This window comes from Acinetobacter sp. SWAC5 (assembly GCF_003419885.1).
In the GTDB taxonomy this organism is placed as follows: Bacteria; Pseudomonadota; Gammaproteobacteria; order Pseudomonadales; family Moraxellaceae; genus Acinetobacter; species Acinetobacter cumulans.
In genome coordinates this window covers 1-14,482 of the sequence record NZ_QUWR01000015.1, presented here as the reverse complement: position 1 = coordinate 14,482, position 14,482 = coordinate 1, and the positions used below count along the sequence as shown (strand labels likewise).

Genomic DNA, 14,482 nt, shown 5'->3' with positions numbered 1-14,482 from the left:
AACATTTTAGAATGAATATAACAACCACATCAGTAAAGGAAAACTTCCGATAAAGCACAGGGTCTGTAGGCTAATCACGCCAGCCATCAACTGGCTATCCCCTTGAAAGTACCGCGTTAAAATATAGGAAGCAGATGCAGTCGGTAAAGCAAAAAAAGTGACCAAAATAATACTTTGCAATTCTGTTAGCCCCAAACTCCCGCTCGCGAAAAATGCCAAGCACGGCATAATCAACAAGCGCGCAAAAGTATTTGCTGTGAGCCGTGAAAGGCCTTTACTTAACTGATCGAGTTGTAGCGCTGCACCCACAGAAAGTAAGCCTAAGGGCAAACTTGTGGCTGCCAAGATGTTGCATAAAGACTGCATCCCAGAAAATAAATGCAGACCTGAAAGGTTAAAAAGCACACCAACTACACAACCCCAAATAAGCGGATTTTTAGCTATGGCAAAGAGCGTGTCATACCATCGTCCACGTTGCCCCTCAGAAAAGGCCATGACCGAAAAGATGTTGACCACAGGGATAGCAACAGCAATCAACATGGCAAACATCTGCATGCCTTCTGTGCCGTAAAGCGTCCCCATCAATGCCAGACCAATATAGGTATTGAAGCGAATTTGACTCTGTACATATACCCCAAAACGCGCTACAGGGATGGCATATACTCGCTTCAACAACCAAAGTATGCTAACCACACCCAATACAACGGCAAAAAATGCCTGCAATAATTGGAAGATCGCACCTAGATTTAATTGTACGCCTGCTAAGTTATTAAAAAGCAATACAGGAAAAAGAATGAAATAATTGAGTTTTTCCGAATTGGCCCAAAATTCTGGTTGCAAAAATTTTTTACGCTTAAACCCATAGCCCATGCTAATGAGCACGATCAGTGGAAATAACGCCATGACAATATTCATGCAGATGCTCCTCTGCTCATCCGCATCTGACGTTGTATTTGCATTCCTTGGCTACCTGCTAAGTCTCTACAGCAATCTGATCATTACTTAAAGTTGAAGCGTTGTCGTGAATCATAGAATGAACATCTATGCATGGCAACCTTTCACATATTAACGATATTTATCACGTATTTATACCATCATACTACTCCATCCAATATACATATCAAGCCAAATTTAGAGCCTAAACAATACAAAAAGCCCAACTCAAAATAGTTGGGCTTTTCAAAAAATTATAAATAATACTGTGCAGATTTATCTGTTAAATGGTCCTTATTTCCATTGCCAGCCAATTGCAACACCACCACTAACATCACCTTGAGAACTGGCTGTACCAGAGGCTTTATAAATAAAACGATTATCCTCAGTTACACCACTAAATCCGACTGCAAAGCCTTGCTGTCCTCGCCACGTACCCCCTGCAACACTAAACATATTTGCACCTGCATAGGTTGGTTGAGGCAAAGACGCCACGGCGATAGCTGAAGCAATCGCTGCCCGTGTATCCCGACGCTCATTACGGAATTCATTTTCCAATGCATTCACACGCTGGTCTGTATACTGGCGTGATTGACTGAGCGATTCAGTCACTTGGGTATCAGTATAACCATTCGCTTTATTTAAGGTTTGCAGTTCAGATTCCCGCATTTGCCCCAGGTTTACTGCATCGGTATCTTGTGTTCCCGCTGCAACATTTATACAATTTGCCGCTGCTGCGTATCCGAACCGACAGAGACCGTATTGTCACGCAGCGCTGTAGAGCCATGACCTAAAGCCACAGCATTATTTGCCGATGCATTTATTGCATTGCCCAATACAGCGGTATTTTGCCCACTCACTGAATTATCATTTCCGATGGCCAAACTGCCTTCACCTGCAACCATATTGCTGCTTCCGATTGCGATAGACTGTTCTCCAGACACCTGATTCGCCGTCCCCAAGGCAATAGACTGATCCCCCGATGCTTCAGATGAACTGCCTATGGCTACAGCATCTGTGCCTGTTGCCAAAGGCAATACCGCCTGTGGATTTGGGTTTGTTCCAATGGATACAACCGCTGTGCCACCGCTGGCCAGTGACGTCAGCCACTGTTGCTCTGTCCCGTTAAAACCATTCTGCACAGCAAGATCAAATGCGCTGAATCCTTGGTCACCTTTAAGGCCTTGCAAGCCTCGATCACCTTTATCACCCTTATCGCCTTTTAGGCCCTGCAAGCCCTGATCCCCTTTGTCGCCTTTGACGCCCTGAGACCCCTGCAGTGATGTCAGCCAATCGGCTTCTGTTCCTGCATATCCATGATTGACCGCAATATCATAAGCGCTCGCACCATTGCCTGTGCCTGTACCGCTATTTAAACCCGGTATCCCCTGATCACCTTTATCTCCCTTATCACCTTTTAAGCCTTGCAAACCTTGGTCACCTTTATCCCCCTTGTCACCCTTTAAGCCTTGTAATCCTTGATCTCCTTTGTCCCCCTTATCACCTTTTAAGCCCTGTGCCCCTGTATCACCCTTTAATGAAGCTAGCCATGCAGTTTCACTGCCACTAAAGCCGTTTGCTACAGCAATTTCATACGCGCTTTTTCCATTTGCGCCTGTCCCTGTACCACCTGTCACCAAACTGCTGACTTGTGTTTGCAAATTTGTGAGCTTGCTATTCACTGCAGTAAAAGCACTACCTGCATCTCGATACGTTCCTCCTTGAATAATATAGCTTGGCGCTGTCCAAACCCCGCCCGTATAGTTTGCGCCGGCACCCAGTGCAGTTACAATTGGATGTAATTGAGATAAATTGACAGCATCTGTATCTTTTATGGCTTTAGCAAGGTTGGTTAAGCGTTTTTCCATCGTCCACTGGCCTATGGATACGGTATTTTCTTCATCAGCAATTGAGCTCGTGCCAATTGCCGTTGCGCCTTGCGCCGTTGCACTCGCGCCTGAACCAAAAGCGCTACTCCATTTTGCACTTGCTCTCGAAGCATGCCCCATTGCGGTACTATACTCACCGCTTGCTTGGTTCATGTAGCCGACTGCCGTTGCACCTACTTCAGTGGCCCGATTTCCATAGCCCATGGCAACTGAACTGGTTGCATCAGCATAATTTCGATTGCCGACTGCAGTGGCATAATCAGCAGATGCGGTATTTTTTAAACCCACAGCATTGCTATCTAAACCTTTTGCAGTATTTTGCACGCCAACAGCTGTACTGTTTTCTTTAATTGCAAAGTTGAATGTTCCCAAGGCAGTACTGTAATCACCTGCAGCGATGTTGCCATAACGGACATTGTCTAAAAATTGCTGACGTTCCTCGGCTGTGACCGCTGCGCCATTGATATGGGTAATATAATTGAGGCCGCTTAAGCCTGCGCCTGCAGAAACAGTCACTTCAATTCCATTGACACTGACCAGCTTACCTGCGCTGTCTTTCAAATCATATTGACGCGCCCTACTACTTACACTGCTGATCGTTGAATCATTTTTCAATCCGCTACCAATCGCCGCTGAAGACAGCCCAATCGAAGTATTTCGATTTCCTATTGCACTGCCTGAATTTCCCAAACTAATATTTGTAAAGCCAATTGCGCTATTATCAAACCCAGAAGCAATGTTTAAAGCACCTAATGCGCTGCTGTTTGTACCAAACGCTCTATTCAAATAGCCCACAGAACTAGAGCTAAGCGCTGATGCAGTATTATATGCACCCACTGCACTGCTCAAACGCCCTGATGCGGTATTGGAATTACCAAAGGCATTACTCTGTATGCCTGAAGCAGTATTTTCTGCTCCAAATGCCATAGCATATTGATTGGAAGCCGTATTTTTATAACCAATTGCAGTGGCTGTCATGGCATTTTGTCCAACTATGTTTTTATAACCTATAGCGCTAGCATATTCAGATTGTGCTTGGTTGCCATAACCAATCACACTTACTTCAGTCGACTATGCAAGGTTCTTATGCCCCAATGCAACACTGTCTGTTCCTGGTGCACCATTGTTACTGCCACAAGCGATTGCACCTGAACCAACCGCACTTGACGTAGAACTTGTACCAGATTGATATGCACAAATTTCGCCAGCATCACTTTGCGTAACAGCTAGACCGCAGATAACTGCAGCCAACATTTGTACACATCTATATCCAGTATTTTTCTCACTGGTCGCTGTATGACTTTTAGCAGCTTCTCCTGTAACTACAAGCTGGCCTTTTCTATTGCGTACGACTTTATATATATGATTCATGTTGTGCCCCAAATCTGCTTAGCATCGTCTTGATGCTTTCTGTTTTTCCTAGTGCTAAAGCAAAAAATTTACAAACTGCATTTCTTGCGTATGAAAAACTGAATAAAGCCATAACAAGTGGCTCAAGCATGACCCCTGACTGGGGGGCTAAAGTTTATTTTTTTATCCTGAAATTTAATCCACACATTTTCGGATGTTTTTTAATCAAAAAAATCTAGGTAAAATAAGTGTATTCATTATTATTTATGGCGATTTATGGCAACTTTGCGTAAATTGGATAGCAATAAAAAAAGTACATTAAATCGGATTCGTTACTTGTGTTGCTCAGGCCATTCTGCAATTACTTTAGCGCCTTTATTTTTTAAATATTTAAATCAGCTTATTCCGCATGATTTACATGCTTTTGCACTTACATCAGCATCAGCTGTGCCTTATATGTATTATCACTCTGGACTAGATCAACGTTTCATTGATTTATTACAACATGAGGTCGAAATATTTTTAGACCCAAAAACTGAAGGCCATATGCGGTGGCTAGATACACCCACCTTACCAAAATCAGGAAACTTACTTCGTCCCGATGAACAGTATTTTCAAAGCAATAATTATCAAATTATGGTTCGTGGCAGTGGTGTGCACCATACCCTAGATTTACGCTTAGAACAGTCCAATAAACCAAGTGGCGGTGTTTCACTGTTCCGTGGTGTAGGTTCAAGTTTTTCCGAACAAGATAGCTACTTTCTATCCCAAGTTGGCCAATATATTGAATACGCCTTGCAACATCAAACAACTTTACGCAACGAGTTTAACTTTGATGTTGAGCAAGCAATGCTCATTCTTGATCCAAACAGTGAAGTCATCATGATGACAGACTCAGTGAAGGATCTACTCAACTTACTTGCAATCCACTATGATTTTTGGGAGCCCAACAAAGCCTTACCCAAAATCTGTTATCAAGTGATCAATGAACTCAAATATGGTGTACAACTCCCTCAAACGCGGATAGATATCCCAAATGGCATTTTAAATATTCGCGCTGAGTGGATGTTTTCACCTCTACAGCAAGACCGATGTATCGCGCTACATTTGAAGCATGAATTACCCCGTAGCTTATTCATCTGGACAAAATTAGAAAATGCTGATCTCTCACCACAACAGTGTCAAGTTGCCTATCTCTTAGTCACAGGTAATTCCAAGCAAGACATTATGCATAAGCTTGAAATCAGTCCAGCCGTTTTAAAAGACTGTATCAAAGCCATTTACTTGACCTTCCATGTACATTCTTTGGCTGAACTAATTGACTATGCCAGTCGCTGGAGCCTCAAGTACTAACAGTAAAGGAAAGCAACTAAAACTGACCAGCATAAAAAAAGCAGCATAAATGCTGCTTTTTTATATGATCTTAAATTTAAATCAAAATATCGCGTTTGCCATTTGCACCCATGGCGCTGACAATCCCGTTTTCTTCCATCTGGTCGATAATACGGGCTGCACGGTTATAGCCAAGGCTAAATTTACGTTGCAGTGACGATGTAGATGCCTTACGTGTTTCAAGTACGAAAGACACACACTGATCATACAACGCATCACGGTCTGAACCGCCATCACCATCTTCAAAACCACGAGAGGTCGGCTCTTCATCATACGGTGTTAAAATTTCATCCACATAATTAGGCTCACCGCGCTCACGCCAAGCATCACAAATACGGTTCACTTCATCATCGCTAATAAAAGCGCCATGCACACGTTCTGGCTCAATTTTACCTGGGCCAAGGAACAACATATCGCCATGACCCAATAGGTCTTCAGCACCGCCTGCATCTAAAATTGTACGCGAATCAAGTTTACTGTTCACACGCAAGGCTGCACGGGTTGGAATATTGGCTTTAATCAAACCTGTCACAACATCCACAGTTGGACGCTGTGTTGCAAGTAATAAGTGAATACCCGCTGCACGTGACTTTTGCGCTAAACGTGTAATCATTTCTTCAGCTTTTTTACCAACCTGCATGATCATGTCAGCAAATTCATCCGCCACAATCACAATCAATGGCATTTCTTGTAAGCGAGGTGCACGCTCGCCCGCCACAGACTCACTGGCTTTCCAAGTCGGGTCAAATAGATCTTCGCCATTTGCCAATGCCTCTTGCACCTTACGATTATAGTCCATGACTTTACGAACTTTCATCATAGACATCAGTTTATAACGGCGTTCCATTTCATTTACACACCAGTTTAATGCGCTGACTGCATCTTTCATGTCAGTCACGACTGGCGTAAGCAAGTGAGGAATATCGTTATAGTTGGCAAGTTCAAGCTGTTTCGGGTCAATCATGATTAGACGCAGCTGCTCAGGCGTATATTTCAACAGCATCGAAAGCAGCATTGAGTTTACAGCGACTGACTTACCAGAACCTGTCGTACCTGCAACCAGCATATGAGGTGCTTTAGCCAAATCGGCCAATACAGGATTACCCGAAATATCTTTACCCATCGCCATACTGAGCAATGCATTTGGATCACGGTAAGCTGGCGTTTCTAACAATTCAATTAAACGCACCATTTCACGTGAGCTGTTTGGCACCTCAATACCAATATAAGGCTTGCCCGGAATAACTTCGACTACACGCACCGATGCCATAGACATCGAACGCGCTAAGTCACGCGAAATATTGGTCACTTTCGATGCTTTTACACCCGGCGCCAAATCCAGTTCAAAGCGAGTTACAACTGGCCCTGGTTGTGCCTCCATCACTTTCGCTTTGACGTTAAATTCCTGCAGTTTAATTTCCAGCAGTTCAGAAAGGCGGGCTAACTGTTCTTCTGTAAAATTCACCTTTTTATTTGGATCAACATCATCCAGCAAATCTAGACCCGGCAATGGCGGTAAATCTAAACGCTTTTTCGCAACCTGCATGGCGCGAGACAGCGGACGACCTGCCGAATCTGTTAATGGCGCATCAAAATCAAAGTCTTCTTCTTCAAACTCTGGTTCAGCTTCAGCTGGACGGCCTGCAGTATCCTGCCAAACTTCACGGAAAGCATCTTTATTCGAGCTAATCAGCGCTTTTTCTTCTTCAGATACTAATGGCTTAGGTGCTTCAAAACTGGTTTGAATATTGGCATTTACCAATGAAGATGATTGCGCATAACTGCTAGTGGTTCTTGGTGCTGGCGTGTCATTTAAATCATCAACCAGTAAATCATCAAGATCATCAAATTCTGTGTCTAAATTTGCTGCTTTAGATCCCGTTGTTATTATAGGTGTAGCTGCAAATGTTGCCGCTGTTGCCGCTGTTGCCGCTGTTGCCGCTGTTGCCGCTGTTGCCGCTGTTGCCGCTGTTGCCGCTGTTGCCGCTGTTGCCGCTGTTGCCGCTGTTGCCGCTAGCGTCATAGCATCATCTACAATATGCAAACTTGGCTTATCATGTGGCTGTGGTGCAAACTGCATTTCTACACTTGGCACAGTCGACGTAGTCGTTTCAGCACGATCATCCGTCAGTGATGTGCTATTAAACGGGATATGTACATCTGTCGCCGTTTTTGCATTTGGCACTGCAGCCAACAACTCATCAAAGATTTCATCATCATCCCAATCTACAGATGATTTTGATGCCGAGGATGTTGGCTGTGTAGAGATGTCTACTGTAGATGCGTCGTGTGCATGCACCACATGCTGGAAATTAGTGGCCGCTGTTTTAGGTTGCTGCTCTTCTTCAGCTGCTTTTAATAAGGCATCAATATCTTGTTTATGGCGTTGATCTTCATCTGAATTTAATGCACGCCACACTTCACCTGTCGCGACAACACGCTCAGGATCATCCATTAAGCGATGGGCTTTTTCCAAAGTTTGTTCAAACTCTGCATCTAATTCTGGCGTAGTTAAATCAGCTTCAACTTGGGGCTGACGTTGCTCTGCTTCCCATTCTTTATCTGCAATATCGCTAAACAAACGCTCTGCAGCACTATCACGCACAGCAGGATCAATACTCGATTGCTGTTGATGCTCCACAGCCAATGCCGTTGCAGAAGCTGATGTTGCCATTTTCGCAACAACAGGTGTCGCTTCTTTTTTAGTTGGTGGTGCAGTTAAGTCGTATGCAGACTCACTTTCAGGCACATTACGATAAAATAGATCTTGTAAATACGCAGGTGCTGCTTTTAAGGTGACCCAAGTTTTGTTCCACTTTACCCCAAAGGCTAAAGTAAACAGGAGCACCCAAAACACAATCAGGAAGAAAGCCGCGCCATAAATGGTCAGTAAATTAGATAAACTTTGGCCCAATTCATAACCAATAATACCGCCAGATGCATTATCTAAAGTATCTGCAGGAACTTGCCAGAACAAAAACAATAAACTCGCAGTCGCCAACAAAATAAAAAACTGTGCAGCAACACGAAAAGGACGGTTTAAAAAGCTATGTGGCCACCAAACTTGTACTGCTTCTGCAAACAAATATACAGGTATAAGTAGACTGGCCCAGCCAAGAAAACCAAATAAAAGATCAGCAATCCATGCACCAGCAACGCCACTGGCATTTGATACTTGCATAGTATCACTAGAAATGTGCATCCAGCCTGGATCAAATGGTGTATAAGTGACTGTTGCAAGGAACAGATAAATCCCAAATGAGACCAAGAATAATGTCATTATTAAGCGCTGTGCATAGGCACCCGACACCGCTGTCATATACTGTCCTGTAACCAATTTTTCAAATGTTTTTGTTTGCTGGCTGGCTTGAATCTAAGCTGCGCAATAAGCCCCATATTATGCACTTCTTCATCAAAAAAAGATGCATGATTATTTAGCTAAGTTGTTAACTCTATTCTATATAGCCCAAATCGATTTCAATGATCAATAATATCGACTTTAATCTCACACAATCAGCACCGACTTTCACGTATAATTCCACAAATTTCCCTATAAAAAAAGGATGTCGCGAATGAGCGCTCGTCACTCTCGTTTAATTATTTTAGGTTCTGGCCCTGCTGGTTATAGCGCTGCTGTATACGCTGCACGTGCCAACTTAAAACCAACACTCATTGCTGGTTTGCAATTAGGCGGTCAATTAACAACTACAACTGAAGTAGACAACTGGCCAGGTGATGCACACGGTTTGACAGGCCCTGCCCTCATGGAACGTATGCAAGAGCACGCTGAGCGCTTTGGTACAGAAATTATTTATGACCACATCAACGAAGTTGATTTAAGTCAACGCCCATTTGTACTTAAAGGCGATATGGATGAATTTACATGTGATGCCTTAATTATTGCAACAGGTGCGACAGCACAATACCTCGGTTTAGAATCTGAAGCTGCCTACATGGGCCAAGGTGTGAGTGCATGTGCAACATGTGATGGCTTCTTCTATAAAAACCAAAAGGTGATGGTTGTAGGCGGTGGTAATACTGCAGTTGAAGAAGCACTTTATCTTTCAAACATTGCTTCACACGTGACTTTAGTACACCGTCGTGACTCGCTACGTTCTGAAAAAATCCTTCAAGATCATTTATTTGAAAAAGTAAAAGAAGGCAAAATCAGCATCATTTGGAATCATCAAGTCGATGAAGTATTGGGCGATGCGCAATCTGGCGTAACTTCAGTACGCTTGAAATCAACTCAAGATGATTCAACACAAAATGTTGATGTGACAGGCATGTTCGTTGCGATTGGCCACAAGCCAAACAGCGGTATGTTTGAAGGTCAATTGACGCTACGTGATGGCTATGTACAAGTACAAAGCGGTACTGCAGGTAACGCGACGCAAACTTCAGTAGCTGGCGTATTTGCTGCAGGTGATATTGCAGACAGCATTTACCGTCAAGCGATTACTTCTGCGGGTTCAGGCTGTATGGCTGCCCTTGATGCAGAAAAATATCTTGATGCGCTTTAATTCCTAAGCGCTATAGATAAAAAAACCGCCGTCATGGCGGTTTTTTACTTTAAGCCTGTTTAACTCGCCCTATAAACAAACAAAAAATAACGAGCCATTTCATAAAGACAAAATATAACAAAACATCCCCGATTGGGCAGTAATCAAATATTGGTTATGATAAACAGAATCAATCTAGGTCAAAATCTCTTATGCAATGCCTGCCAGCTTCTAAATTTACCTTTCCAGACCCAGTCGAAGTTGACCCAGAAGGACAAGGATTGATTTGCAGTGGCGCAGACCTCTCCCCTTCTACAATATTTGAAGCCTACACACATGGATTATTTCCATGGTTTTCTGAAGGTGAGCCAATTTATTGGTGGTGTCCTGAACCGCGCTGTATTATCCGCCCACAAGATTATCGTCCAAGCAAAACCTTACTACGTAGCATGAAGAAAATGAATTACCGCATTACGGTCAATCATGCTTTTGAAAAAGTGATCCGCTCCTGCTCACTTCCACGCAGTTATGCCAATGAGACTTGGATCTCTGAAGATATTATTCAAGGTTATTGCGCCATGTTTAATGCAGGCTATGCATATAGCATTGAGGTTTGGGAACAAGATCTACTTGTCGGAGGCTTATATGGTATTAGTATTGGGCAAGGTTGTTTTGGTGAATCCATGTTTAGCACCCGCACCGATGTGTCTAAAATGGCTTTCTATAGCTTGATGCTGATTGGACAAGAAAATCAGCTTGAATGGATAGACTGCCAATTAGAAAATGATCATTTAATCAGCTTAGGTGCTTGTACAGTTTCTCGCCAAATATACTTAAATTCGTTACAAGATGTGATAAAACGCCCTGCAATTGATTGGAAAAAATATCAAGACAGTGTATTTTCAAGTAAAACAATAGCGCAAAATTCCGCATTAGTTCCCGATTGAGTCGAATCATACAAAAATAGAGGGATATTGCATGAACTCATATCAACCAAAATCCCTGCTTAACGAGTTGCAGTATTATATTACGCCACCACATGACTGTAGCTACTTAGACAATAAATCTGCACGTATGGTGTTCTTAGATCCAGTACATCGTATTGACGTCGTTACGCTGTCTGAACTTTCCCGTATGGGTTTTCGTCGTAGTGGTGATTTTGTTTATAGACCAGAATGTCATCTCTGTCGCCAATGCTTATCATCTCGTGTTCCCATCCATGAATTTACAATGAACAGCAAACAAAAGAAAGCTTGGAAACGCAATCAGGATTTAAGCCTTAAAATTACACAACCCAAAGATGCAAGCGATGTGCATTATGCGTTGTATGAGCGTTACATTACGGAGCGACATGCTGATGGCGACATGTTTCCACCAAGTCGTGATCAATTTGAAAAATTCTTAATTCATAGCTGTACGGACAGTTTCTTTTTAGAATTATGGCTAGATGATCGTCTCATTAGTGTATCAACCTGCGATCCGCTCGATGACGGCTTATCTGCGGTCTATACTTTTTTTGACCCAGATGAACATAAACGCTCTTTAGGCGTGTTCGCGGTATTAAAGCAAATCGAATATGCCAAAGCGCTCGGTTTACAATATATATACTTAGGCTATTGGGTTCCTCATTCCAATAAAATGAATTACAAGTCGGATTACATTCCTCTGGAATTGCTACTTGATGGGCAATGGCGTCGTTTAAATCACACCTTAAGTGCCGAAGAAATTCAACATTTAGGAGACTCTTTAATGACGACCCTCCCTTCAGGTTGGAATAATTCCATTATTAAATAACAACCGCATTGTCCAATACAACGCGGTTGTGTTTCTTATTTAAATAGCTGTGAAAAATCATCACTACATGTACGCACCATAATAATGGCGTGCTCACGCGTACCATCTGGCTTCGGATAATAGTTTTTTCTTAAATCAATTTGATGAAAATCAGATTTCTCATATAAACGAATCGCAGCGGTATTTGATTCACGTACTTCAAGAAAAATCTGCACAGGATTATTTTTCAGCATCGCAATAGATTCTTCTAGTAAACGATATCCTAAACCTTGGCCTTGTTGACTCGGATGAATCGCCATGAGCAACAAGTTCGCTTCATCTAAAACGGGCTGTAAAATACAGAAACCCACAACTTGCCCACGTACTTCAATGACTGTACTTTGATAGCCAGTCACCGCCTCATCAAACTGCTTCGGTGTCCACGGATGGCTTTGGACTAATTTTTCAATTTCTACGACAGATGCAACATCGGCCGTATTCATCAAACGAATCATCTTCGTTATCTTTTATCGCGAATAGGAATAGCGAATTATAAAAAAATTGACAAAAAAATCGAGTAAAAAAAAGAGCGATTTTCATCGCTCTACAAGATTCAAAAAACTACAGCATTCACTTAAAAACCTAATTTCTCTTTCCATTTTGCCAACAGACTGTGTGTATCTAAGTCATTTGGGTGAAAACCTGGTTTGAAATATTCTAGCATCTCTTTACCCATGCCAGTAATCACCCCTTTTGACGGGCTGTATGCATATTCGTAAATAATACCTAAAGATTCACGGTTCAACTGCTGGTCTTCTTTTAATAATCTGAACAAGAAGTAACTTTGTACACAAAATAACGTCACCATAGCAGCAACTAAACTTGTCGTACGTACCGTATAAGCTTTTACGCCTTTACCAAATACACCTTCATATACATCATAAGCGACAGCTTTATGTTCATTTTCTTCAATTGCATGCCATAACCACATGGTTTTCATGGTTTCATCAGTCATCAGCTCTTGAATATGCGGATTCACCAATAATTGAGTTGCGATCGTTGCAGTAAAGTGTTCAAGCGCTGTGGTAATGGTTAGGTCCACCATTTGCTTATTAAAGCCAAACGGCTTACCAATCATTGCTAAAAACTTGCTCGAATTTTTTAATACTTTTCCAGTATAACCATCCAAAGTATCAACATCATGGCCAAATTTTTGTGCAGATGCATTAAAGCCTACATGCTCTTGTGTATGCATAGCTTCTTGACCAATAAATGCAGAAATTTCTTTTTGTAACTCTGCATTGTCTTTAATGCCAGGATGCTGACGAACAGCACGAACGCTGTCAATAAAGAACTTTTCACCTGCTGGGAATAGTGCAGATAATGCAGTCATAAAATGTGTGAGACCTGCAGAACCATTCATCCAATACTCTGGAACTGAATCAAAATCAAAGTTCATTCGACGAACTGGGAAACTTGCGCCTGCACGGTTGGTAATATTTACTTTAGCGTTCATAACTAACTCCTGCCAATCAGCTGATTCAGCTGATTCATCCTTATATTTATATTTTCATAACTTAATATTAAAGATTTGCAATTTTTCGATAATCGCAGTTAAGGTCAAGAGATATCAGTTAAGGACAGCTTTCAAAATTATTGTCTGACAATTTATCTTTCGTTTTGATTTGATAGTTTTTTTAGAATCATTAGCCATAAAAAAAGCGCCTCAAAGAGGCGCTTTTTTTACACAATCAGCGATTATGCAGTTACTTTAGCAACTACACCAGCACCAACTGTACGACCGCCTTCACGGATCGCAAAACGTAGACCTGGGTCCATTGCGATTGGGTGGATAAGCTCTACTGACATTTCAACGTTGTCACCAGGCATTACCATTTCCACGCCTTCTTTAAGCGCGATCGCACCAGTTACGTCCGTAGTACGGAAGTAGAACTGTGGACGGTAACCGTTAAGGAATGGAGTATGACGACCACCTTCTTCTTTAGAAAGTACGTATACTTCTGCGTCGAATTTAGTATGCGGTTTGATTGCACCTGGTTTAGCAAGTACTTGACCACGTTGAACGTCTTCACGTTTAGTACCACGTAGAAGAACACCACAGTTCTCGCCCGCACGGCCTTCATCAAGAAGTTTACGGAACATTTCTACGCCAGTTACAGTTGTTTTAACTGTATCTTTGATACCAACGATTTCAACTTCTTCGCCTACTTTAACGATACCAGTCTCAACACGGCCAGTTACTACTGTACCACGACCTGAGATAGAGAATACGTCTTCGATTGGCATAAGGAATGGAAGATCGATAGCACGTTCTGGCTCTGGGATGTATGTGTCAAGCGCGTCAACAAGAGCTACAACAGCATCTTCGCCGTATTGGCTAGCGTCGCCATTAAGCGCAAGAAGAGCAGAACCACGGATAACTGGAGTGTCATCGCCTGGGAAGTCATAAGTAGAAAGAAGTTCACGAACTTCCATTTCTACTAATTCAAGAAGCTCTTCGTCGTCTACAAGGTCGCATTTGTTTAAGAATACAACGATGTATGGAACGCCTACTTGGCGAGAAAGAAGGATGTGTTCACGAGTTTGTGGCATTGGACCATCAGTCGCAGCACATACAAGGAT

General features: G+C 42.4%; 12 protein-coding genes. 4 read left to right on the top strand and 8 right to left on the bottom strand.

Going from position 1 to position 14,482, the window contains the following annotated elements; translation table 11 throughout:
• Positions 1-6 precede the first annotated feature (6 nt).
• The 4 genes from DYI81_RS11785 to DYI81_RS11770 all read right to left on the bottom strand — a co-directional run bounded on the left by DYI81_RS11785 (position 7) and on the right by DYI81_RS11770 (position 4,193).
• A complete protein-coding gene (locus DYI81_RS11785) occupies positions 7-915 on the bottom strand; it encodes an AEC family transporter (protein ID WP_117007616.1) in 909 nt (302 codons plus the stop codon).
• 312 nt (positions 916-1,227) lie between these two features.
• Positions 1,228-1,602: a YadA-like family protein gene (locus DYI81_RS11780; RefSeq protein ID WP_117007668.1), complete on the bottom strand. Its 375-nt coding sequence runs from the start codon at positions 1,600-1,602 to the stop codon at positions 1,228-1,230.
• Between the two features lie 47 nt (positions 1,603-1,649).
• A complete protein-coding gene (locus DYI81_RS11775; protein WP_147316031.1) occupies positions 1,650-3,800 on the bottom strand; it encodes a hypothetical protein in 2,151 nt (716 codons plus the stop codon).
• A 93-nt stretch (positions 3,801-3,893) separates the two neighbouring features.
• Entirely contained in the window at positions 3,894-4,193 is a 300-nt protein-coding gene (locus DYI81_RS11770; protein WP_106985096.1) for an ESPR-type extended signal peptide-containing protein, read from the bottom strand.
• Positions 4,194-4,448: 255 nt separating this feature from the next.
• On the opposite strand from DYI81_RS11770, the gene DYI81_RS11760 reads away from it, so the two are divergent.
• Positions 4,449-5,525 carry a LuxR C-terminal-related transcriptional regulator gene (locus DYI81_RS11760; protein WP_106985098.1) on the top strand — a complete coding sequence of 359 codons (1,077 nt, stop codon included), beginning with the start codon at positions 4,449-4,451 and terminating at the stop codon, positions 5,523-5,525.
• 76 nt (positions 5,526-5,601) lie between these two features.
• On the opposite strand, the gene DYI81_RS11755 is transcribed toward DYI81_RS11760, so the two are convergent.
• Positions 5,602-8,883: a DNA translocase FtsK gene (locus DYI81_RS11755; protein ID WP_117007614.1), complete on the bottom strand. Its 3,282-nt coding sequence runs from the start codon at positions 8,881-8,883 to the stop codon at positions 5,602-5,604.
• A gap of 253 nt (positions 8,884-9,136) precedes the next feature.
• On the opposite strand from DYI81_RS11755, the gene trxB reads away from it, so the two are divergent.
• The 3 genes from trxB (at position 9,137) to DYI81_RS11740 (ending at position 11,860) form a co-directional block, all read left to right on the top strand.
• Positions 9,137-10,087 carry a thioredoxin-disulfide reductase gene (trxB, locus tag DYI81_RS11750; RefSeq protein WP_106985100.1) on the top strand — a complete coding sequence of 317 codons (951 nt, stop codon included), beginning with the start codon at positions 9,137-9,139 and terminating at the stop codon, positions 10,085-10,087.
• A 191-nt stretch (positions 10,088-10,278) separates the two neighbouring features.
• The gene (gene aat, locus DYI81_RS11745) at positions 10,279-11,013 is read left to right on the top strand and encodes a leucyl/phenylalanyl-tRNA--protein transferase (protein WP_106985101.1); all 735 of its coding nucleotides are present in this window, start codon (positions 10,279-10,281) and stop codon (positions 11,011-11,013) included.
• Between the two features lie 31 nt (positions 11,014-11,044).
• Positions 11,045-11,860 (top strand): arginyltransferase, encoded by an 816-nt coding sequence (locus DYI81_RS11740; protein ID WP_106985102.1) that lies wholly within the window; start codon positions 11,045-11,047, stop codon positions 11,858-11,860.
• A 35-nt stretch (positions 11,861-11,895) separates the two neighbouring features.
• On the opposite strand, the gene rimI is transcribed toward DYI81_RS11740, so the two are convergent.
• The 3 genes from rimI to tuf all read right to left on the bottom strand — a co-directional run.
• A complete protein-coding gene (gene rimI / locus DYI81_RS11735; RefSeq protein ID WP_106985103.1) occupies positions 11,896-12,354 on the bottom strand; it encodes a ribosomal protein S18-alanine N-acetyltransferase in 459 nt (152 codons plus the stop codon).
• Positions 12,355-12,473: 119 nt separating this feature from the next.
• Positions 12,474-13,355: a metal-dependent hydrolase gene (locus DYI81_RS11730; protein ID WP_117007613.1), complete on the bottom strand. Its 882-nt coding sequence runs from the start codon at positions 13,353-13,355 to the stop codon at positions 12,474-12,476.
• 242 nt (positions 13,356-13,597) lie between these two features.
• A partial coding sequence (gene tuf / locus DYI81_RS11725) for an elongation factor Tu (RefSeq protein ID WP_117007612.1) occupies positions 13,598-14,482 on the bottom strand: 885 nt, incomplete at its 5' end.